Annotated in this window: 25 protein-coding genes; all 25 read right to left on the reverse strand. The window is 26.1% G+C overall.

The window, feature by feature from the left end:
• Positions 1-163: 163 nt before the first annotated feature.
• The 25 genes from D3Z33_RS07270 to efp all read right to left on the reverse strand — a co-directional run bounded on the left by D3Z33_RS07270 (position 164) and on the right by efp (position 20,580).
• A complete protein-coding gene (locus D3Z33_RS07270; RefSeq protein WP_160197120.1) occupies positions 164-391 on the reverse strand; it encodes a hypothetical protein in 228 nt (75 codons plus the stop codon).
• Positions 392-422: 31 nt separating this feature from the next.
• Positions 423-1,415 (reverse strand): tyrosine-type recombinase/integrase, encoded by a 993-nt coding sequence (locus tag D3Z33_RS07275; protein WP_347561229.1) that lies wholly within the window; start codon positions 1,413-1,415, stop codon positions 423-425.
• A 141-nt stretch (positions 1,416-1,556) separates the two neighbouring features.
• Positions 1,557-2,366: a sporulation transcription factor Spo0A gene (gene spo0A / locus D3Z33_RS07280; protein ID WP_160197121.1), complete on the reverse strand. Its 810-nt coding sequence runs from the start codon at positions 2,364-2,366 to the stop codon at positions 1,557-1,559.
• 85 nt (positions 2,367-2,451) lie between these two features.
• A complete protein-coding gene (gene spoIVB / locus D3Z33_RS07285; RefSeq protein WP_243153454.1) occupies positions 2,452-3,816 on the reverse strand; it encodes a SpoIVB peptidase in 1,365 nt (454 codons plus the stop codon).
• Positions 3,817-3,984: 168 nt separating this feature from the next.
• Positions 3,985-5,676, reverse strand: a complete 1,692-nt coding sequence (gene recN / locus D3Z33_RS07290) for a DNA repair protein RecN (RefSeq protein ID WP_160197122.1) — start codon at positions 5,674-5,676, stop codon at positions 3,985-3,987.
• Positions 5,677-5,689: 13 nt separating this feature from the next.
• The gene (locus tag D3Z33_RS07295) at positions 5,690-6,142 is read right to left on the reverse strand and encodes an arginine repressor (RefSeq protein ID WP_160197123.1); all 453 of its coding nucleotides are present in this window, start codon (positions 6,140-6,142) and stop codon (positions 5,690-5,692) included.
• An 11-nt stretch (positions 6,143-6,153) separates the two neighbouring features.
• Positions 6,154-6,954 carry a TlyA family RNA methyltransferase gene (locus D3Z33_RS07300; RefSeq protein WP_160197124.1) on the reverse strand — a complete coding sequence of 267 codons (801 nt, stop codon included), beginning with the start codon at positions 6,952-6,954 and terminating at the stop codon, positions 6,154-6,156.
• Positions 6,955-6,966: 12 nt separating this feature from the next.
• Positions 6,967-8,835 (reverse strand): 1-deoxy-D-xylulose-5-phosphate synthase, encoded by a 1,869-nt coding sequence (gene dxs / locus D3Z33_RS07305; RefSeq protein WP_160197125.1) that lies wholly within the window; start codon positions 8,833-8,835, stop codon positions 6,967-6,969.
• A 23-nt stretch (positions 8,836-8,858) separates the two neighbouring features.
• Positions 8,859-9,431, reverse strand: a complete 573-nt coding sequence (locus D3Z33_RS07310; protein ID WP_243153455.1) for a hypothetical protein — start codon at positions 9,429-9,431, stop codon at positions 8,859-8,861.
• 684 nt (positions 9,432-10,115) lie between these two features.
• Positions 10,116-11,006, reverse strand: coding sequence for a polyprenyl synthetase family protein (locus D3Z33_RS07315; protein WP_160197126.1), 891 nt, complete (start codon positions 11,004-11,006; stop codon positions 10,116-10,118).
• Positions 11,007-11,017: 11 nt separating this feature from the next.
• On the reverse strand, positions 11,018-11,254 hold the full coding sequence (gene xseB / locus D3Z33_RS07320) for an exodeoxyribonuclease VII small subunit (protein WP_160197127.1): 237 nt from the start codon (positions 11,252-11,254) through the stop codon (positions 11,018-11,020).
• The gene (gene xseA, locus D3Z33_RS07325; protein WP_160197128.1) at positions 11,255-12,469 is read right to left on the reverse strand and encodes an exodeoxyribonuclease VII large subunit; all 1,215 of its coding nucleotides are present in this window, start codon (positions 12,467-12,469) and stop codon (positions 11,255-11,257) included.
• Positions 12,460-13,419 (reverse strand): O-sialoglycoprotein endopeptidase, encoded by a 960-nt coding sequence (locus D3Z33_RS07330; protein ID WP_160197129.1) that lies wholly within the window; start codon positions 13,417-13,419, stop codon positions 12,460-12,462. The genes xseA and D3Z33_RS07330 overlap by 10 nt, the downstream gene beginning before the upstream one ends.
• On the reverse strand, positions 13,412-13,816 hold the full coding sequence (gene nusB / locus D3Z33_RS07335) for a transcription antitermination factor NusB (RefSeq protein ID WP_160197130.1): 405 nt from the start codon (positions 13,814-13,816) through the stop codon (positions 13,412-13,414). The genes D3Z33_RS07330 and nusB overlap by 8 nt, the downstream gene beginning before the upstream one ends.
• Before the next feature lie 134 nt (positions 13,817-13,950).
• Positions 13,951-14,340, reverse strand: coding sequence for an Asp23/Gls24 family envelope stress response protein (locus tag D3Z33_RS07340; protein ID WP_160197131.1), 390 nt, complete (start codon positions 14,338-14,340; stop codon positions 13,951-13,953).
• A 66-nt stretch (positions 14,341-14,406) separates the two neighbouring features.
• Complete coding sequence (locus tag D3Z33_RS07345; RefSeq protein ID WP_160197132.1) at positions 14,407-15,057, reverse strand: SpoIIIAH-like family protein; 651 nt, start codon at positions 15,055-15,057, stop codon at positions 14,407-14,409.
• Positions 15,058-15,070: 13 nt separating this feature from the next.
• Entirely contained in the window at positions 15,071-15,652 is a 582-nt protein-coding gene (locus D3Z33_RS07350) for a sporulation stage III protein AG (RefSeq protein ID WP_160197133.1), read from the reverse strand.
• A 9-nt stretch (positions 15,653-15,661) separates the two neighbouring features.
• On the reverse strand, positions 15,662-16,246 hold the full coding sequence (spoIIIAF, locus tag D3Z33_RS07355; protein ID WP_160197134.1) for a stage III sporulation protein AF: 585 nt from the start codon (positions 16,244-16,246) through the stop codon (positions 15,662-15,664).
• An 8-nt stretch (positions 16,247-16,254) separates the two neighbouring features.
• The gene (gene spoIIIAE / locus D3Z33_RS07360) at positions 16,255-17,436 is read right to left on the reverse strand and encodes a stage III sporulation protein AE (protein ID WP_160197135.1); all 1,182 of its coding nucleotides are present in this window, start codon (positions 17,434-17,436) and stop codon (positions 16,255-16,257) included.
• 11 nt (positions 17,437-17,447) lie between these two features.
• Positions 17,448-17,834 carry a stage III sporulation protein AD gene (spoIIIAD, locus tag D3Z33_RS07365; protein WP_160197136.1) on the reverse strand — a complete coding sequence of 129 codons (387 nt, stop codon included), beginning with the start codon at positions 17,832-17,834 and terminating at the stop codon, positions 17,448-17,450.
• Between the two features lie 10 nt (positions 17,835-17,844).
• Positions 17,845-18,042, reverse strand: a complete 198-nt coding sequence (spoIIIAC, locus tag D3Z33_RS07370; RefSeq protein WP_130807145.1) for a stage III sporulation protein AC — start codon at positions 18,040-18,042, stop codon at positions 17,845-17,847.
• A gap of 13 nt (positions 18,043-18,055) precedes the next feature.
• Positions 18,056-18,580, reverse strand: coding sequence for a stage III sporulation protein AB (locus tag D3Z33_RS07375; RefSeq protein ID WP_160197137.1), 525 nt, complete (start codon positions 18,578-18,580; stop codon positions 18,056-18,058).
• Positions 18,568-19,566, reverse strand: a complete 999-nt coding sequence (spoIIIAA, locus tag D3Z33_RS07380) for a stage III sporulation protein AA (RefSeq protein ID WP_160197138.1) — start codon at positions 19,564-19,566, stop codon at positions 18,568-18,570. Before spoIIIAA ends, D3Z33_RS07375 begins: the two co-directional genes overlap by 13 nt.
• 132 nt (positions 19,567-19,698) lie before the next feature.
• The gene (locus tag D3Z33_RS07385; protein ID WP_160197139.1) at positions 19,699-19,986 is read right to left on the reverse strand and encodes a CD1247 N-terminal domain-containing protein; all 288 of its coding nucleotides are present in this window, start codon (positions 19,984-19,986) and stop codon (positions 19,699-19,701) included.
• Positions 19,987-20,022: 36 nt separating this feature from the next.
• A complete protein-coding gene (gene efp / locus D3Z33_RS07390; protein WP_130807149.1) occupies positions 20,023-20,580 on the reverse strand; it encodes an elongation factor P in 558 nt (185 codons plus the stop codon).
• Positions 20,581-20,588 lie beyond the last annotated feature (8 nt).

The raw sequence follows: 20,588 nt of genomic DNA on the forward strand, positions 1-20,588 counted from the left end.
GCCCTTCTAAGCACCCTTAAATTTAAGGTATGTCTCTTTGTTCCTATAATATATTTAAAACATTCCTAACCTACCATATCAAGCTCATACAAGCTATATTATAAAGATTAACTTATCTTAATAGGACTGTATTAGTATTTTTACTAATACAGTCCTATTTTAATTAGTATAATAAATCTAACTTGTAAAAAACTATATCTAATCTAGATTCTTCGTCACATATAGACCAAAATCTCATTTTTTTATGAATATCTAACTCTAAATATTTCCTATAAAAATATTCAGTCCAATCTTCAGAATTTCTAATTCCCATATTTTTTACAAATTCTTTAATACTTTCTTTGCCTTCTGTTTCTGTAATTCCATACACATCTTCCATAGTTTTTTTCATTTAAATCTCTCCTTTATTATTTAATATAATACTAACTTATTATATTCCACTTACTTAATGGGCTATGCCTACAATATTTCTTTTTTATATCTTCTGTGGTTAAATCTAAATATGCTTGTTCTGTTATTTTGACTGAACTATGCCCCAATATTCGTGATAGAGTGTATAAATCTCCCCCATTTAAAAGATATTGTTTAGCGAACTGATTTCTTAATTGATGAGGATGTATAGAGATTCCTACGCTATTTCCGACTTTTTTCAAATTCTTTTCAAAGTTACCAACCTTTAAAAAAGTATTTCTATTAGTAGGAAACAATAAATAACTTTCTATATATCTATCTTTATAATTTATCCACTTTCTTAATTCAGATGCCATTTTGAAAGATAAGTATACATATCTTTCCTTATTTCCTTTTACATTTTTAGATATCAGAATCACTTTGTTTTTTATGTCTATATCTTCAGTAGTTAATGATAAACATTCTCCTATTCTCATTCCTGTGTCTAATAAAATTATCGTTATAATATAATCTCTATAACCTGTATACTTTGTTAAGTCAAAACCTCTTAATAAAGTTCTAAACTCTTCTTGTGATATAGTTTCTTTCATCTTTCTTTTAGTTTTTAAATATTTAATTCTGTTACAAGGATTAACTCTAATAATTCTTTCTTCTTGTAGAAAGCTAAAAAACACTTTTATATTTCTTAGATAATTATTTATTGTTGTTTCAGATATTTGTTTTCCATAATCGTTCCTATTTTCTGGATTATTGATATACTTATTATTTTTGATCTTAATAGTATCTGTATATTTACCTCTTTCCTGAAGATATTTGACATAATTTCTTATATGTGATGTTTTCACTTCTTCTATTTCATCAATATTATGTTCATGGTATAAATATCTAAGAAATAACTTAACTGTTTGCTCATATGCTTTAATGGTTTTAGATGATAAATTTTTACTAGTACAATATAACATAAAATTTTCTAACTCAAATTCTAAATTCTTAATAAAAAACACACCTCCAATCTATTAGATTTAATATCCAATAAATAAGAGATGTATTTTATATAGTCGTACCATATATATAGATATATTTTCATGTTTATAGGTATTTTAATATAAGTATAATTCCTCATAAATGTGTAAATCTAGCCAAGTTTAGTTAGTCCTTTCTAACCTTAATTTATCAGCAACCATTGCTATAAATTCACTATTAGTAGGTTTTCCTTTATTATTTTGAACGGTATATCCAAATAAGTTATTTATAGTATCTATTTTTCCTCTGCTCCAAGCTACTTCAATTGCATGTCTTATTGCTCTTTCAACTCTACTTGGAGTTGTATTAAATTTTTTTGCTATTTCGGGATATAATTCTTTTGTTACAGCACTTAATAAATCTATTCTTTCTACTACCATACCTATAGCTTCTCTCAAATATAAATATCCTTTTATATGAGCAGGAACCCCAATTTCATGTATTATATTAGTTATATTAGCTTCTAAGGTCTTAGTTTTATTATAAGTAGTTCTATTTATTATTCCATTTGCTTTATTAGTGTTAATATTCCTCTTATTTGTTTCTCCCATACCACCATTTAACTGTCTAATCCTTTTCATAAAAACTTCAAAATCAAAAGGCTTTACAACATAATAATCTGCACCTAAACTTATTGCTCTTTGAGTTATTTTATCTTCACCTACTGCAGATAATACTATAATTTTAGGATATTTATCTAAATTAATAGAGTTTAGTTTTTCTAAAACTCCTAAGCCATCTAAATGTGGCATTATAATATCTAGTACTAATACATCTGGAATCTTATCTGAGATTAAGTCTAATGCTTCTAATCCATCATTTGCTATGCCAATAACATTGACATCATTCTGTGTAGATAAATATTCATTAAGTATATTGCAAAAATCTTTATTATCATCTGCAATCAATATATCAATCTTAGAACTGTTCATTTAAATTACCCCCATTATTTTCTAATTTCATCCTTGTATATTATTTCGACAAAACTATGATAATTCCTTTTTATTTTTGATATTTTTATCTTATTTTTTTCTTGCATTTTTCAACAAAAAAATAAGGGATTTCCCTTATTTTTTGCATTCCTATGTCGTTTTTTAATATTCCTGATTCTTCTAACATCCATTCAATATATAACCCATAGCCTTTAGTTGGATCATTTACAAATACATGTGTTATAGCTCCAATTATTTTACCATCTTGTATTATAGGACTTCCACTCATCCCTTGAACAATTCCACCAGTCTTTGATAAAAGTTTTTTGTCTGTTATTTTTACCGTCATACTTTTTGGTGCAATATTAGCTTGTGTTTCTTTTTTCACTATTTCTACTTCATATTTATTAACATCTTTATTTCCAATAGTACTTAGTATATATGCTTTTCCTTTTTTTACTTCATGCTGTAATGCTATTGGTATTGAATCTTTGTAATATGAATTATTCATTTCTTTATTTATAGTACCATATATACCTAAAGATGTATTTTTCTCTATATTACCCAATAAATTTTGAGATTCAAAAAACATACCTTTTAATTCACCAGGATGCCCTTTAGTACCTTGCTCAATTGAAGAAATACTTGCTTCAAGTATCTCGCCTCCACTTATATTCATTAATTTACCAGTATCAATATCAGAAATTCCATGACCTAATGCTGCAAACTTTTTAGTTTTTTTATCATAAAAAGTTAAAGTTCCTATGCCCGCTGTTTTATCTCTTACCCAAAGACCAATCCTATATATTCCATCTTCTTTACTTTTTATAGGGATTATATGTTTAATTAACTCTTCTTCATTTCTTTTAATTTTCAGTTTAATTTTACTATCTTGAATATCATTCAATAAATCTATTACATGATAAGAATCTTTAACTTTAACATCGTTTATTTCCAATATTGAGTCTCCTATTTTTAAACCTGATTCTATACCAGGAGTGTAATTCTTACCATCTTCTCCTTTAATATCTGACAACGCTACAATTAATACACCTTCTGTTTTTAATTTTACTCCTATAGATTGACCACCAGGTTGTAATTTAATTCTATCCATAATGTTTACTTGAACTGTTTTTACAGGAAATAAACCTAATAATTTAATATTAAGATTTGTACTTCCAATTTTCTTGCTTTTTAAACTATATTTATTACTAGTGTTAAATTTTGAATCATTTTTACTATTTTCTATTTTTAATATATTATTTTTAGAATCTAATTTATTATTAATAGTAAATGGTAATAATAAATTAATATCTTTTTTTCCACCTTCAAAAATATTTACTTCTGATGGAATTTTATATAAATTCACTATCTGTAATAAATATATGCTACATGTTAATAAAATCATATAGAATAGTAATTTTCTTTTGCTTAAATTATTAGAATCCAAAGATAACACTCTCCAAATTCCACATTTCAAATTTTCTTCTATAATTTATTTTTCATCTTCTATATTAATTTGAGCTTAATACACTATAAATATTCTATATAATAATTTATTTAAATGTTAACATATGATTTATTTTTATAAAAAAAAGAAGTATTTAAAATACTTCTTTTACTTGTATTTTTTTGACATTTTAATCATTTCTTCAGCATGAAGTCGTGTTGTATCTGTCAGATCTACACCTCCAAGTAATCTAGAAAGTTCTTCTATTTTAGAATTATAGTCTAATCTACTAACTATAGTTCTAACATTTCCATTGTTTTCTATTTTCTTTATTAAATAATGAGAATCTGACATAGCTGCTATTTGAGGTAAGTGAGTTATGCAAAGTACTTGATGATTTCTAGATATATTTACTATTTTTTCTCCCACTATTTGTGCAGTTCTCCCACTAATCCCAGAATCAATTTCATCAAAAATCATAGTAGAAATATTATCAACTCCTACAATTATTGATTTAAAAGCTAACATTATCCTTGACATTTCTCCTCCTGAAACTATTTTTGATAATTTTCTAAGAGGCTCTCCTAAATTTGTAGATATTAAAAATTCAATTTTATCAATTCCATTTATATTTGAATTATTTAATATCTCATGACTAACTTTAAATTTTATGTTTTTCATATTAAGATTGTATAATTCATCTATCATTTTCTTTTCAAAAGCTTTTATAACTTTAATTCTTTTTTTTGATAAGATTTTTGACTCTTTTAAAATTTTTATATTTAATTGTTCAATATTTGATTTTAATACAGTTATTTGTTTTTTATTGTTAATAATTATATTAAGTTCTTCTTCTATATTATCCCTATACTCTAAAATTTCATCTATAGTATTTCCATATTTTCTCTTTAATTTATTTATTAATTCCATTCTTTCTTCTAAAATAGATAATTTTTCAATATCATAATCTATATTTTCATAATAATTTCTTATATCTCTTATTAAATCTTGAATTTGATATATTGTCTCATTTATATTTGTTTCATATTCTTTAATATTATTATCAAATTTAGAAATATTATTTAATATATTTGAAACTTTATTTAATTCATCAATAACTGATGAATTATTATAATCATTAGAGTCTAAAATTGAATGGATAGAATTTAATTTTTTTGCTATTTCTTCTAAGTTAGATAATTTTGTATATTCATTTATAAGTTCATTTTCCTCATTTGATTTTAAACTTCCAGAATCTATTTCATCTATCTGAAATTTCAATAAATCAATTTTTCTTTCTCTTTCTTTTTCGTCAGTAACAATCTTTGATAATTTATTTTTTAGTTCGTTTAATTGTAAATAATTTCTACGAATTTCTTTTTTGTGCAAAAGCAAATCATTATCTCCTAATAAATCAATCAGTTCAATATGATTTTCTGAGTTTAAAAGTGATTGATGCTCATGTTGTCCATAAATGTCAACTAGAGAACTTGTTATTTTTCTTAACATATTTAAAGTTATAGTATGTCCATTAACTCTAGAAAAACTTCTACCATTCTTATGAATTTCTCTTGTTATCAAAAGAGTATCATCTAATTCATATTGTATACCATAACTCCTTAATAATTCTTTTACATGACTTGAATTTTCTAAATAGAACAATGCTTCAATTATAGATTTATCTTGTCCAATTTTTATAAAGTCCTTATTTGATCTATCACCTAAAATAAGTCCTACTGCATCAATTATTATTGATTTACCTGCTCCTGTTTCACCAGTTAAAACATTGAATCCTTTTGTAAAGGAAATCTTCAGATCATTAATTATAGCAAAATTTTTAATATTTAGCTCTAAAATCATAATTATTCCTCCGCTATTCCAACATTTTATAGAATGTATCTAATATATCATCAATTTTATCTACATCTGTAATAGCAACAAATACAGTATCATCACCAGCAATTGTCCCTATTATTTCTTTTACATTTAAATTATCAATAGCAGAAGCTGATATTTGTGCTGCCCCAGGTATTGTTTTTAATACTAATATATGACCTGCTACTTTTATTGAAACTATAGAATTTTTAAAAATATTAACTAATCTTTCTGTTATTCCATCCTGATTTTGTCCAATAGCAGCATATTTATATTTACCAGCTTTAGACATAACTTTTACAAGTCTTAATTCTTTTATATCTCTTGACACTGTTGCTTGTGTCACTTCAATACCAGATTCTCTTAAAAATTTAGCCAATTCTTCTTGTGTTTCTATTTCATTATGATTTATTAAATCGATTATTTTACTTTGTCTAACATATTTTTTCATGTGTTGCCCCCTCAATAATTACTAATATGAGAATTATTTATGATTTCTTTTATTTTTTTATCTATATCAAATGTAGGATTAGAAGTACTAATTAATGCTAAAAATTCTATATTACCTCTTGATCCTTTTATTGGAGAATAATCAATATCTACTAAATTAAGTTTCGTAGTTTTTAAAAAGTCCTTTATAGTATTTACTGCTTTTAAATGATACTTTTTATCTTTGACAATAGCTTTCTTACCTAAAAACTGCCTTCCAATTTCAAATTGAGGTTTAATTAAGGCAACTATCTTTCCATCATTATTTAATAATTTTTCAGCTACATTTAAAATCTTAGTTATTGAAATAAATGATACATCAATAGATATAAAATCAATGTCATCTTCTATCTTATTTAAATCTAAGTACCTTATATTTATATTCTCCATATTAATTACTTTAGAATTATTAATTAACTTTTCATCAAGTTGAGAATGTCCTACATCTATAGAATATACCTTTTTTATTCCATTTTGAAGCATACAATCAGTAAAACCGCCTGTAGATGCCCCCATATCTATTGCAATTTTATTCTTTAAATCAATATTAAAAGTGTTTATTGCCTTTTCTAATTTATAACCTGCTCGACTAACATATTTTAGTGGTTCATCTATTAGTTCTAAATTAGCATTAATAGGAACTTTCATTGATGCCTTTTTTATAAAAGTTCCATTATATTTAACAATCTTTTTTGATATGGCTTTCTGAGCTAATTCTCTACTTTTAACTAACCCTTTCTCTTTTAACAAAATATCTATACGCTTAAGTTCCATGATTAACACCTATTATTTAATATAGTTTAAAATAGTTTCAAATATACTATTAGAATCTAGTTTGTATTTTTCAAACAGTTTATCAGTATCACCGTGTTCAATAAATCTATCAGGTAAACCAATGTTTAATACTTTACCTCTATAATTACTTTTAATTAAAGTTTGATTTACAGTTGTTCCAAGACCACCATTTATAACATTATCTTCTACAGTTATAATTAATTTATATTTGTTGGAAAGTCTTTCAATTAAGTTTTCATCAATTGGTTTCAAAAATCTTATATTTATAAGTGTAGGATTAATATTATTGTTATTCAATTTAATACATGCTTCATAACTTATCTCTACCATTTTCCCAATTGATATAATTGCAATATCTTTCCCTTCTATAAGCGTCTCACCTTTACCTAAAATTAATTCATTATTTGTAGTTAATTCATTTTTTACTACGCTTATTCCTCTAGGATATCTTAAAGCAATAGGACCTTTGTCATATTCGCTACTAAATTCTATCATTTTTTCTAGTTCAAGTTTATCCTTTGGAGCCATTATTATAAGATTGGGTATGTGACTTAAATAAGAAAAATCAAAAACACCATGATGTGTCTCGCCATCATTTCCAACAAGTCCACCTCTATCAATGGCAAATACCACAGGTAAGTTTTGTAAAGCTACATCATGTACTATTTGATCATAACCTCTTTGTAAAAATGTAGAATATACAGCAAAAAAAGGTTTCAACCCTTGAGATGCAAGTCCTGCAGCAAGTGTTACAGCATGTTGTTCTGCTATACCTACATCAATAAACTTTTGAGGTAACTTTTCTTTAAATTTCTCTAATCCAGTTCCTGAAGGCATAGCTGCAGTTATAGCAACAATACTTTTATTTTTTAGAGCAAGTTCATATAATTTATCTCCAAATACTTGAGAATACTTAATTCCTTTAGATTTCTTCAAAGCTTTACCAGTATCTAAATTAAATGCTGAAGTTCCATGAAATTTATCAGGGTTTTGTTCAGCATATTTATATCCTTTTCCCTTCTTTGTACGTACATGAACAATAACCGGCCCATTTACTCTCTTTGCTCGATTCAAAGTTTTAATAAGAGATTGTATGTTATGACCATCAATAGGACCAAGATAAGTGAAACCTAGTTCTTCAAAAAGCACTCCTGGGACAACAAAATATTTAAAACTATCCTTAGCTTTTTCTGCTGTTCTTACCATAGTTTTACCTATAGCAGGGATACTATTCAATATATTTTCAAAATCATCTTTCATCCTTCCATAAGTTGGTGCTGTTCTGATTCTATCAAGATATTTAGATAAGCCTCCAACATTTTCAGATATGGACATTTCATTGTCATTTAATATTACTATCATTTTACTTTTAATATCACCAGCATGGTTTAAAGCTTCAAATGCCATTCCAGCTGTCATAGAACCATCACCTATAATTGAAACAATATCATGTTTTTCTCCCTTTATATCTCTTGCCATTGCCATACCAAGAGCTGCAGATATTGAAGTAGAACTATGTCCAGTTTCAAAAGTATCATGAGAAGACTCGCACCTTTTTGGAAATCCACTTAATCCATCAAGTTGCCTTATACTTGATAGTTGTTTTTTCCTTCCAGTTAAAATCTTATGTATATAAGATTGATGTCCTACATCCCAAATAATCTTATCTTTAGGACTATTGAATACTTTGTGAATTGCAATGGTAAGCTCAACAACTCCTAAATTAGAAGCTAGATGCCCACCAGTTTTGGAAATATTATCTAGTAAATACTTTCTAATTTCACTACTTAATATATTTAATTCAGAATTATTTAGTTTTTTTAAGTCTGATATATAATCTACCTTTTCTAAAACATTCATATAAAGGTCACTCACCTTCTCTTTTATTTGTCTAGTATTTTTAAATTTAATTTATTATCAAAAAACATTACTATTTTCCCAGTATAATACATTATATTTTTAGAATAATTTATAGCTATTTCTTTACCAATAGCCTTGCCTCCTACAGTTAAAGAAGCAATAAATCCACTCATTACAACGCTTAGTGTTGTCAATTCTTTTATATTATAAAAATTAGTTATCTTGAATACTATTATAGATCCTGCAGCACCACTTATTATCCCACATATATCTCCAATTACATCATTACAAAAGTTAGAAACCACCCCTGCATTCTTAATTAATTTTATAGAATATCTTGCAGCTTTATTATTTTGAGCAGCCATAGAATGGAATGGCTTTTCTCTAGCAGCAGCAACAGCTATTCCAATAGTATCAAAGAAAACACCTAATAAAATAATAAATATCAATGTTATAAAAGCAAATAATATATTAAAATTTCTCATTACATTTTCTGCTAATAAACTTACTGCTATGGCAAGAAAAAATGTCCATATAGTAATAATTATAATCCATTTATAATTTGTTTTAGCTTTCATTTTTTTTGATTTCGACAAAACATACCTCCATAATTTTATACTGTCAGCTTTATTTAAATATATATTTAAATAAAGCTGACAGCACAAAAGCTATCAGCTTTAGAATGGTAGTATTTTGAGTAAATTTTGCGGCTTGAGGTCTGGCAGGATTTCCCGATTGAGAGCTGTATGTCGCCATAACAGAGGTTTCCCTTTAATCTCATCCTATCTAATAAGATAGAGCCAGATTGCCATTTAGTCCGCACTGCAATCCTCAACATACTTACAAAGAACAGTCTAGGAGTTTTCCTCAACAGTCATGCCAATCCCTAGCCTCTTTTGCAAAATAGGTTTCAATAGCAATGCTATTCCTTCTTAGGGCCCCTCAAATTCATAACTACAACTATTATCTCCCTATTTCACTCAAGGCAGGCTACACTGCACATAGCTTTCACCACATTGCAGGTTATCCTAATATTAGGTCTCCACGGAGGCAGGGTCAACGCCCACATGCCATTGTGGATCGCCCCATCCTCCTTAACTCCCAGAAATGACCCCTGACTGGGCGTCACAAGCCATAACCAGGAACTTCATCGATATGCCCTTTGACGGATTTTTAGCCCCGCCTTCAAAATTGGCTGCTCTGACTAGAATACTGCACCATTCATAGCAAATTTATTATATCACATGATTTTTTAATATACAAATATTAAAAAATCATGTTTAATTCACTCTTTTAGTTAGATATTCTGCTAAATCTATGAAAAAAAACGACTCATCTGATTCAAATTTTCTCATTATATTAACAGCTTTTTCTTTATACATATTTAAATCAGATTTGGCTCTTTCCATTCCATAAATAGAGACATAAGTACTTTTTTTCTTATCTATATCACTTCCAATATCCTTTCCTAAAATGTTTTTATCTCCTACTATATCCAATATATCATCTTTTATTTGAAATGATATTCCAATATATTCGCTGTATTTTTTTAAAGTATTTATTTCTTGAGTATTTGCCCCACCTATAATAGAACCTGCTATTATAGAAGCTTCTATTAATTTTGAAGTTTTATATTTATGGATAAAATTCAATGTTTTATCATCAATTTGTTTTTTTTCTGATATTATATCAACTACTTGTCCGCCTATCATACCTTTATATCCAGATGATTTAGCTATTATATTCATTGCATCAACATATTTTTTTGAATAGTCATTTGCTATTACTTCATCTATCATTAATTCATATGCATAATTTAAAAGGGAATCTCCTGCTAATATAGCAATTGATTCATCATATACTTTGTGATTAGTGAGTTGTCCTCGTCGATAATCATCATCATCCATAGCTGGTAAATCATCATGTATTAATGAATAGGTATGTATCATCTCCATAGCAATTGAAAGTTTTATTGCTGATTTTATATTTCCACCAAATAACTCACAACTTTTAATTAAAAGTATAGGTCTCAACCTTTTACCACCTGATAATAAGCTATATCTCATTGATTCAACAATTTCTTGTTGAGGTAAATCTAGTTCATTCAATACTTTTTTTAATTCATTTTCAACAATATTTTTATACTTTTCTAATTCATTGTAAAAATCCAAATTTCTCCCACCTATTCTACGTTTTCAAAATCAGTTTCTTTTATATTTTTATCGCTGTCTTCTAATATTAATCTTATCTTTCCTTCTGTTTCTTCAATTTTTTTATAACAATGTTTATATAAATCAATACCTTTTTTAAATTCATCTAAAGCACTATCAATTGTTATATCTCCATTTTCTAACTTTTCAATTATATTATCCAATTCATTTATAGCTTCTTCAAATTTTAATTCATTATAATTAACCACTTAAAATTCCTCCTTCAATAGAGACTTTATTACTTTAGCTTTTATTTGACCATCTTTAAAATTAATTTTTATCATATCTCCACAATTAATATCTTTAACAGATTTCAATACATGTTTTTGATTATCTTCAACATAAGAAAAGCCTCTATCTAATACATTTAATGGATTAAGTGAATTTAATTTTTGTCTCATATTATCTAATTTCACTTTTTTATCCTTCAAAATACTATCTTTAGCAGCTACTAATCTTCTTAGTTCAAAGTCTAATGTTTGTTTATATTGATCAATATAATAAATTGGTTCAGTAAAAATTCTAGTTTTTTTATAATAACTTAATTCATTCTTTTTACTTTCTATAAATCTATTTATAGAAGTATTTAAATCTTTATTTAATTTTTCAAGTCTTTGTTCTATAAAATTTATATCTTCCACTGCTAATTCACCTGCAGAAGAAGGAGTAGGTGCTCTTAAATCTGAAACAAAATCAGAAATAGTAAAATCAGTTTCATGACCTACTGCAGATATAATTGGAATTTTAGAATTATATATAGCCCTCGCAACATCTTCTTCATTAAATGACCATAATTCTTCTATGGATCCTCCACCTCTACCTATTATTATAGTATCTATATCATTTCTAGAATTAAAATATTTAATACCTCTACATATTTCATCTCTAGAATAGATACCTTGAACATGAACAGAATATATTAAGATATTTATATTAGGATTTCTCCTTTTAATAACAGTTATTATATCCTTTACTGCTGCACCAGTAGAAGAAGTTATAACCCCTATGGTTTTAGGCATTGTATTTATTTCTTTTTTATAAATAGAATCAAATAACCCTTCATACTCTAGCTTCTTCTTTAATTTTTCATACTTTATATACAAATCTCCTATTCCATCACGCTTAATTTTTTTTACATATAATTGATAACAACCGTCTCTCTCATATATAGAAATATATCCTTCAGCTATTACTTTCATCCCATCTTCTAATTCAAACGGAAGTGATTTATTATCTCCGTTAAACATTACGCATTTAAGCCTACTCCTATTATCTTTTAATGTAAAATACATATGCCCACTATAATGATGTTTAAAATTTGAAACTTCCCCTTCAATCTTTATCTTATTTAATATAGGATCACTAGATATTATTTGTTTCATGTAAGAAGTAAGTTCTGAAACTTTTAATGGTTTTAATTCCATCTGTTCACCTCCATAGCTTTTTTAGTGAGCAGTGCTATACCAACTCCATTATCAGTTGATAGATTTGTATTTGAAAAATAAATACTTGCATTAGAATTATTGTAAAGCTTTAAGTTCTCCCTTAAATAATTATTTGATGCTACTCCTCCTACAATAATTATTTTATTAATATCTTTATACTGTTTTAATATATTAATTAATACCCCTTCTAAGGATTTTTCAATACATCTTAATACAGACTTTGCAATATCTTCATTTTTATATCTTCTTTCTGATATAGATCTTAAAAAAAATGTCTCTGGACCAGAAAAGTTTATCCAATTGTTTGAAAAACTAATTGGGATTTTAGGAATTAAATTTCCTTTTGCTGAAATTAAATCTAATGTTTCTCCACTGGGGAAATCTAATCCCATATCTACACCTACTCTATCAATTAATTTACCAGCACTTATATCTTTAGTCCCTCCAATTATACTAGTAATATATCTTTCTCTCTTCCTTTCTGTCAATAATATTTCAGTAGTTCCACCTGAAATATGCACTACAATAAATTTTTCATCTTCAATATATTTATTATATAACCCTGCCTCTATATGTCCTTCTTGATGACTAAAACAAAATGATTTCAATCCCAAAATACTTGAAATAAAACTACCATAACTCTTAGAAACATTAAATACTGGCATGTAAGATCCTTCTATATTTCTAGGCTTATCAGTATATCCCACTGATAAAATATCTTTTATGCTAATTTGATCTTTAACAACATCCATTAATACAGGAATATTATTGATATGTTGAAATACAGCTTCTTGTTGTCTTAGCCCTCTGGTATGTTTTTTTACTTTTAATACTTTTTTTAAATTCAAAATAATATTAAAATCTCTATCTACCACTCCTATAGAAGTAGTATATGCACTTGTATCAATTCCAAGATAATATTTATTCATTTTCTTTTCTCACAAAACTTCCAAGAACTCCATTTATAAATTTACTTGATTCATCAGAACTATATTTTTTACTTATTTCTATAGATTCATTTATGGAAACTTCTGTAGGTATATCTTCTCTAAATATTATTTCAAAAATTGATATCCTAAGTATAGATAAATCAATTTTTGATAATCGTTCCTTTTTCCAACCTTTAATATATTTTTCTATTTTTTCATCAATTAAACTCAAATTATCTTGTATATTTTCTATGGTATTTTCAATATATACTTTTTCATCTTCTGTGAAATTATTATTTTCAAAAAATATACTTACTATTTCGTCATCAAATGTTTTATTTAGTTCTAATTGGTATAACAATTTCATTGTAGCTTCTCTAGCATTTCTTCTTCCCATTGTTTTCACTCCTAAATTACTTTATAAATTTAATTTTATTTTTTTATAATAATATGTATTAAAATAATAACCAATATTAATAGAAATTAACCCTCTACTTTAGTGAGGGTTAATTTCTATTAATATATTTTATTTTAAGACTCTTCCTCTTCTAATGATTCTGATTGCTTAAGCTCAACACCTTGGACATGAATGTTTACTTCTAAAACCTTTAAACCTGTCATATTTACAATGGCATCTTTTACAGCCTCTTGAATTTCCCATGCTACATCTGGAATCTTAGAACCATATTTAACAACTATATATAAATCAATAGATGCATCTTTATCAGTTACTTCAACTTTAACACCTTTAGATAAGTTCTTTCTACCTAATATATCTGATATTCCTCCAGTGAATCCTCCGCTCATAGCATGAACACCTTCAATATCTATAGCTGCAAGTCCAGCAATTGTAGCTACTACTTCATCAGAAATTTTAACTTGACCATTTTCATACTCTTTTCCTTCATCTATATTAGTCATCTTTATACCTCCAAATTAACTTAATTATATCACAATTATATCAAATTAAATAGTTGTTTACAAACACTAACTATTTTTATTTATTATTTTAATATTATCAGCTTTAAATTCTGTTTCTGATGTTACGATCTCAAGTATTTGAGCAACTTCTTTTTTAGAAAATTCATTTTTTGATATTACTATCCTAACATCACTTTCACCTATAAATACTATAGACTCATCAAACCCCTTAGATCCTAATAAACCTTCTATTAACAATTCCTTTTCAGAGTTTTTCCCAATTTCTATTATTTCTTTTTGAGCATCTTCTACAACTTCTTTACTACTTTTATCATTTTTTACTATATCATTCAATCTATCAATTAATTCCGATCTCATTTTATCTCTAGATAATCTATATTCTGCAAAATAGTTGCTTTTTTCTATATTTTGTTCACTTGTTAAAGTTTCTCCTATTTCAGCATTTGTTTCTTTTGAAAGAGTATTAATTTCATTATCTTTGCTGTCTACTACTTCAATTGTTTCTGTGTTATCATCTACAATTTCTACTAACTCACTTTCTTCTGTAGATACCTCTGTTAGCTCTTCTTCATACTTTTGATAATCATTAGATGATTCAGTTATTGAGTCTTTTGATAATTCATGATTTATAAAGCCTAGCATAACAAGTATTAATATCAATGAAGCTAAATAAATTGTCTTTTTTCTTATTATCATTATTAATCCTCCTTTATTTTTTAACATAAACTTCTACCTTGTTACCACTAATACCTAATACAGTTTTTACTGCATTGTATATAGTTTCTTTTATTCTAATATCATTTGCACCTTCAGCTGCTATAATAACTCCTTTAATTTCAGGTTTAACTTCTTTTATAGTTATCATTTCTCCTCCATCCCCATTCATAACAATTTGTTCAGTACTTTCTTCTCTCATAACATCTCTAGTGCCACCCTCGGAGTCATTTTCTTTAGTTACTTCTTTATTTTTTGTACTATTAGTTGCAGGAATATTTTCCACAGTTTCCAACAATGTAACCATTACTTCTACATCTCCAACCCCCTTCATCTCACTTAATATTTTCTTTAATTTTATTTCTATTTCATTTGAATAATCTTCCTCATATATTTCTTTATTTTTTTCTCCTGGCTTTATATTATTTATATCTTTTATTGATTCTTCGCTTTCAAAAAATATACTTATTCCTATAAGTAGCATTATACCAATTGAAATAACAATAGCTAGATTAGTGTATCTTTTATTACTAGAAATTTTTTTAAATAGCATATTTATATGTTTTTCTAATTTCATACTCTCCTCCTAATCAGTAGTTATATAAATTTTTTTATGGTCTATATTAAACTCCTTATTTAAATGTTCCTTCAAATCCTTATCATTTATTATTTGTTGATCTTTATTTTCCTTGTTTCCAATTTCTACTTTCTTAATAACTATATTGTTTTGTTTTTTATCCTTTTTTTCAATTTTTTTATTTAAATTTATAGTTACTTTTCTAATTTCTCCTTTAAACTCACCCTTTTCTAATAACTCAATATTAATATAATCTACAGTATAGCTAAATTTAGATTCCAAAGAACTTTTAATAGCAGAAGACATATTGTTTATATATAACTCTTCAATTTGATCTTCATTAGAACTATTTATTTTTTCTTTAGAATAATTAATATCATTAACATCTATACTAGAAAAAACACCTTTATCTATATTTATGTTATTAGTTAGTAAATTTATGAAAGGATTTATTAAAGCGATAATTATTAAAAACCCTCCTACCATCTTTATATATGATTTAAAACTGTTGTTAGGAATTATCGCTTCTAATATTGTAATCAAAATAGAAATTATTACAATATTAATAATCCATCCTCTTAAAAATTCAATCATGTATTCACCTACCTCATCATAAGAGTAATATTTCCAGCTCCAATTATTATAGCTATTGAAATTACAAACATAACTGTCACTATTAATAATAACCCTAAAATAATAATAATTGATTTGCTTGTTTCAATTAAACTATCTACAATTTTTTCATCTGATATAGGTTCAATTATAGCTGCAGTTAATCTATATATAAAAATTAAAGACAATAATTTAAATGCTGGAATTGCTATTATTAAAAATAAAACTATCACAGCTATAATCCCAATTGAATTTTTTAATAATAATGAACATCCTACTACAGTATCCATAGCATCAGATAAAAATCCTCCTACTACAGGAACTAAATTATCAATAGCAAATTTAGCTGTTCTAATAGTAAGACCATCTAATTGAGATGCACTAACTCCTTGAATAGTCATTATCCCCATAAATATAGTTAAAGAACCTCCTATTATAATTACTGATATTTCTCTTAGTAAACTTGCTATTCTATTAATCTGAATTTTATCCGTTATCTTATTAACTAAACTAAGTATAGTTGAGAAAAAGAGTAAAGGTATTATTACTTGTTTAATTAATGTGCTAAGGATTCCAAGGGATCCTAATATTAAAGGATGCAATAATGCTGAAGATGTTAATCCTCCTACAGCCATTAAAAGAGTTATTAATATGGGTAATAATATTTGCATAAACATAACCATATTGTTTATAGTATCTTTTCCAATATTTAATGCTACTACAAAACTCTTTATTATTATAGATATTAATATAATGTATACTATGAAATTTGCTATTTTTGATATAGATTCATTATCAAAAGAATTTTGAAGATTTATAAGTATAGCTGAAATTATAGATAATAATAAAATTTGTAATAACAAATCTATATTTTTTATAAATTCATCTGATATAAGTTTTAAAAAGCCATTTAAAATTTTATCCTCTTCAAATATTTTTTCACCTTTAACTATTTTTTTAATTAAATTCTTAAAATCCATATCACCAAAATAACCTTCAGTAGTATTATTAACTTCTTTAATCATATTTGTAATTTCTTCTATATTTAAAGATTCTAATTGTTCTTCTACTATTTGATAAGGGATTTCTGTATTTCTTTTCTCTTCTTCTGCATTAACATTCGAACTTATAAACAGTAATATAATTATTATAATAATTATTATTTTTTTCATAATTCACACCTTTAAGGCATTATTTTTAAGATTAATTCCAATAATGAAAGTAAGATTGGAATAGAAACTACTAAAATCATTATCTTACCAGCAAGTTCAATTTTAGTAGCTATTGAACCTTCACCTGCATCCTTAGCTATCTGAGATCCAAATTCACAAATATAAGCAATACCTATGATTTTTAATATAGTTGTAAAATATATAAAATCTAAGTCTGCTCTAATAGATAGATCTTTTAAAACATCTATTACAAATACAATCTTATCTATAATAAATATAAATATTAATACACCAGTAGCTAAGCTTAACATTATTGCAATTTCGGGTCTATCTGCTCTTATCGTAACAATAAGGAGAGTTGCTACCAATGATATAGCTACAATTTGTAATATATTCATAATTTTCCTCTTAATATAATCCAAATATAGATTTTACACTATCAAAAAGATTGGTAACTAAATCTATCACTATACCAAGTACCATTACAATACCCACTAAAGTTACCATAGTTGCCATTTCTTCTCTTTCGGCTCTTATTAAAACTTGATTAGTAATAGAAACTAATAAACCTATTCCAGCTATTTTAAAAATTATATCTACACTCATCTTAAACTCCCCTTTAAATTAATATAAGTATTATTAGAAGTGCAAAAATTATACCTAGCTTTTTATAAAGCTTTTCATTCTTATTTGCTTCTTCAATTGCTTGTTTCCTTTGAATTTTTAGTTGTTCTATTGTAGTGTCAAAGTATTTTTTCTGCTCTTCTCTATCAGTTACACCAATAACTTTAGCTAATGACAACAATATTTCCTTGTCTTGTTTTGTAAAATTATATTTTAGTCTTTCTACTTCTAACGTATTTTTAAATGCACTATACAAATTTGAATCCCTGTTATTATTTAAAGTTTCAATAGTTTTTAAGAAAATGATTGAAACTTTACTTTTAGATCTCTCGTAGACATTTTTAAAAGCTAAATTTACTGGGTTAGATAAATGAATTATCTCAGTATCTAAAATTAAAATACAATTAATTAATGAAGTAATATTTTCTACTCGATTAGAATATTTTCTGCTTAACATAATTCCAATAATTGTACTAGGAATAAATATCATTATAGATGCTAATATTTTTATCCAAAACATTTAATTTCTCCTTTATTTAATAAAGACTTATTTGTTATTCCATCTAAAATATCATTTATAGTACCTACACCTTTTGAATTATCAAGTATTATTATTCTTTTAAATATTTTTTGATTAATAATATCCGATATATAAGGTTTAGTTTTTATGTCATTAATACTTTCTCCATGGATAGTAGTTATAATTTTTACTCCTGCTTTAATTGAATTATGTATAGCGTCAATATCTAGTTTGTCTCCTAGTTCATCTGTTGCAATTACATGAGGTGATAATGCTCTTAACATCATAAGAGTTCCTTCAAATTTATTTGCTCTATCTAATATGTCTGTTCTTACACCTAAGTCGTTTTGTGGTTTTCCTTGATACATTCCTCCAATTTCTGATCTTTCATCAATAACTGCTACTTTAAGACCGTTATTACTAACTGTTCTTATAATATCTCTTAATAAAGTTGTCTTTCCACATTGAGGAGGAGAAATTATCAAGGTATTATAAATACTAGACTTGTCCCATAAAAAACCCATAATTTCTTTTGATATACCAATTTTTTGTCTAGCTATTCTGATATTTATAGAAGATATCTCTTTTATAGTAGTAATACTTCTTTCTTTATATACAACTTTTCCTGCAATTCCAATTCTATGACCACCTTTAATTGTTATAAAGCCATTTCTTAATTCATCCTGTACTGCATATATTGAATATTCACATAGCCTTTCAAAAGTGTTTTTTATAATTTTTTCTCCTATTATAAAACTATTATTCATCTCTTTTCCTACTTGTCCATTGCAATTTACATAATAATCATTTCCCAGTGATTCAATCATTAAAGGACAGTCTACCCTTAATCTTATTTCTTCAATAGTTTCTTTATATCTAGTGGGTATATTTCTTAATACATTTTCTAATTTGATATCAAGTCTAGATATTACAGATTCAAAACGCTTAAAATCATAGTTTTTTTCTTTATTTCTTAGTTGATTCATAACATGTCCCTCCTTATATATATATTTGTATTAAGGAATCACTCTAAATATTACTAAATAAATAATTTTTCATAAAAAAATGACTATGATAAATCATAGTCATTTTTTTATGAAAAATTATTTATTTATGTATTACTTTTCTTCATCATCCTCATATTCATCAAAATCTTCATCAAATTCATCAAACTCATCATATACATCATATATATCTTCTTCAACATCAGATAAATCTTCATCAATATAATCGATATATTCAGCCATTTCATCTTGCTCAAGTGCTAAACCTTCTAATGCATCCACAATATCATCTAATACATCAACAATATTTAATAAAAGTTTACCTTCTTTACTCTTTTCATTAATGTCTAATCCATCTGCTAAACCTCTTAAATATGATACTTTTTCAAATAAATATTCCATTATACAAACCTCCTATATTTTTTATTATATTATAACCTAAACTCTTGATAAATACTCACCAGTTCTTGTATCAATTTTTATTTTATCATCAATATTAATAAATAATGGTACAATAACAGTAGCTCCTGTTTCAACTTCTGCTGGCTTTGTAGCTCCTGAAGATGTGTCACCTTTAATACCTGGTTCAGTATGCGTTACTACTAATTCTACAAAATTTGGAGCATCTACTTGAAATGGCCTTCCTTCATAAAACTTCATAGTAGCTACATCATTTTCTTTTAAAAATTTTATTGCATCTTCTACTTGATCATAATTTAATGCAATTTGTTCGTATGTTTCTGTATCCATGAAATGATATAACTCACCATCGCTATATAAATATTGCATTTCTTTAGTTTCAATATGTGCCTTTGGAAATTTCTCAGATGGACTATAAGTATTTTCTTTTATTGCACCAGTTTTTAAATTCTTTATTTTAGTCCTTACAAAAGCAGCTCCTTTACCTGGTTTTACATGCTGAAAATCAATAATTTGATATATACTTCCATCAATTTCAATAGTCATTCCTTTTCTAAAATCTCCTGCCATAATCATAATAAAAT

The sequence above is a fragment of the Senegalia massiliensis genome (assembly GCF_009911265.1).
Classification (GTDB): domain Bacteria; phylum Bacillota; class Clostridia; order Tissierellales; family SIT17; genus Anaeromonas; species Anaeromonas massiliensis_A.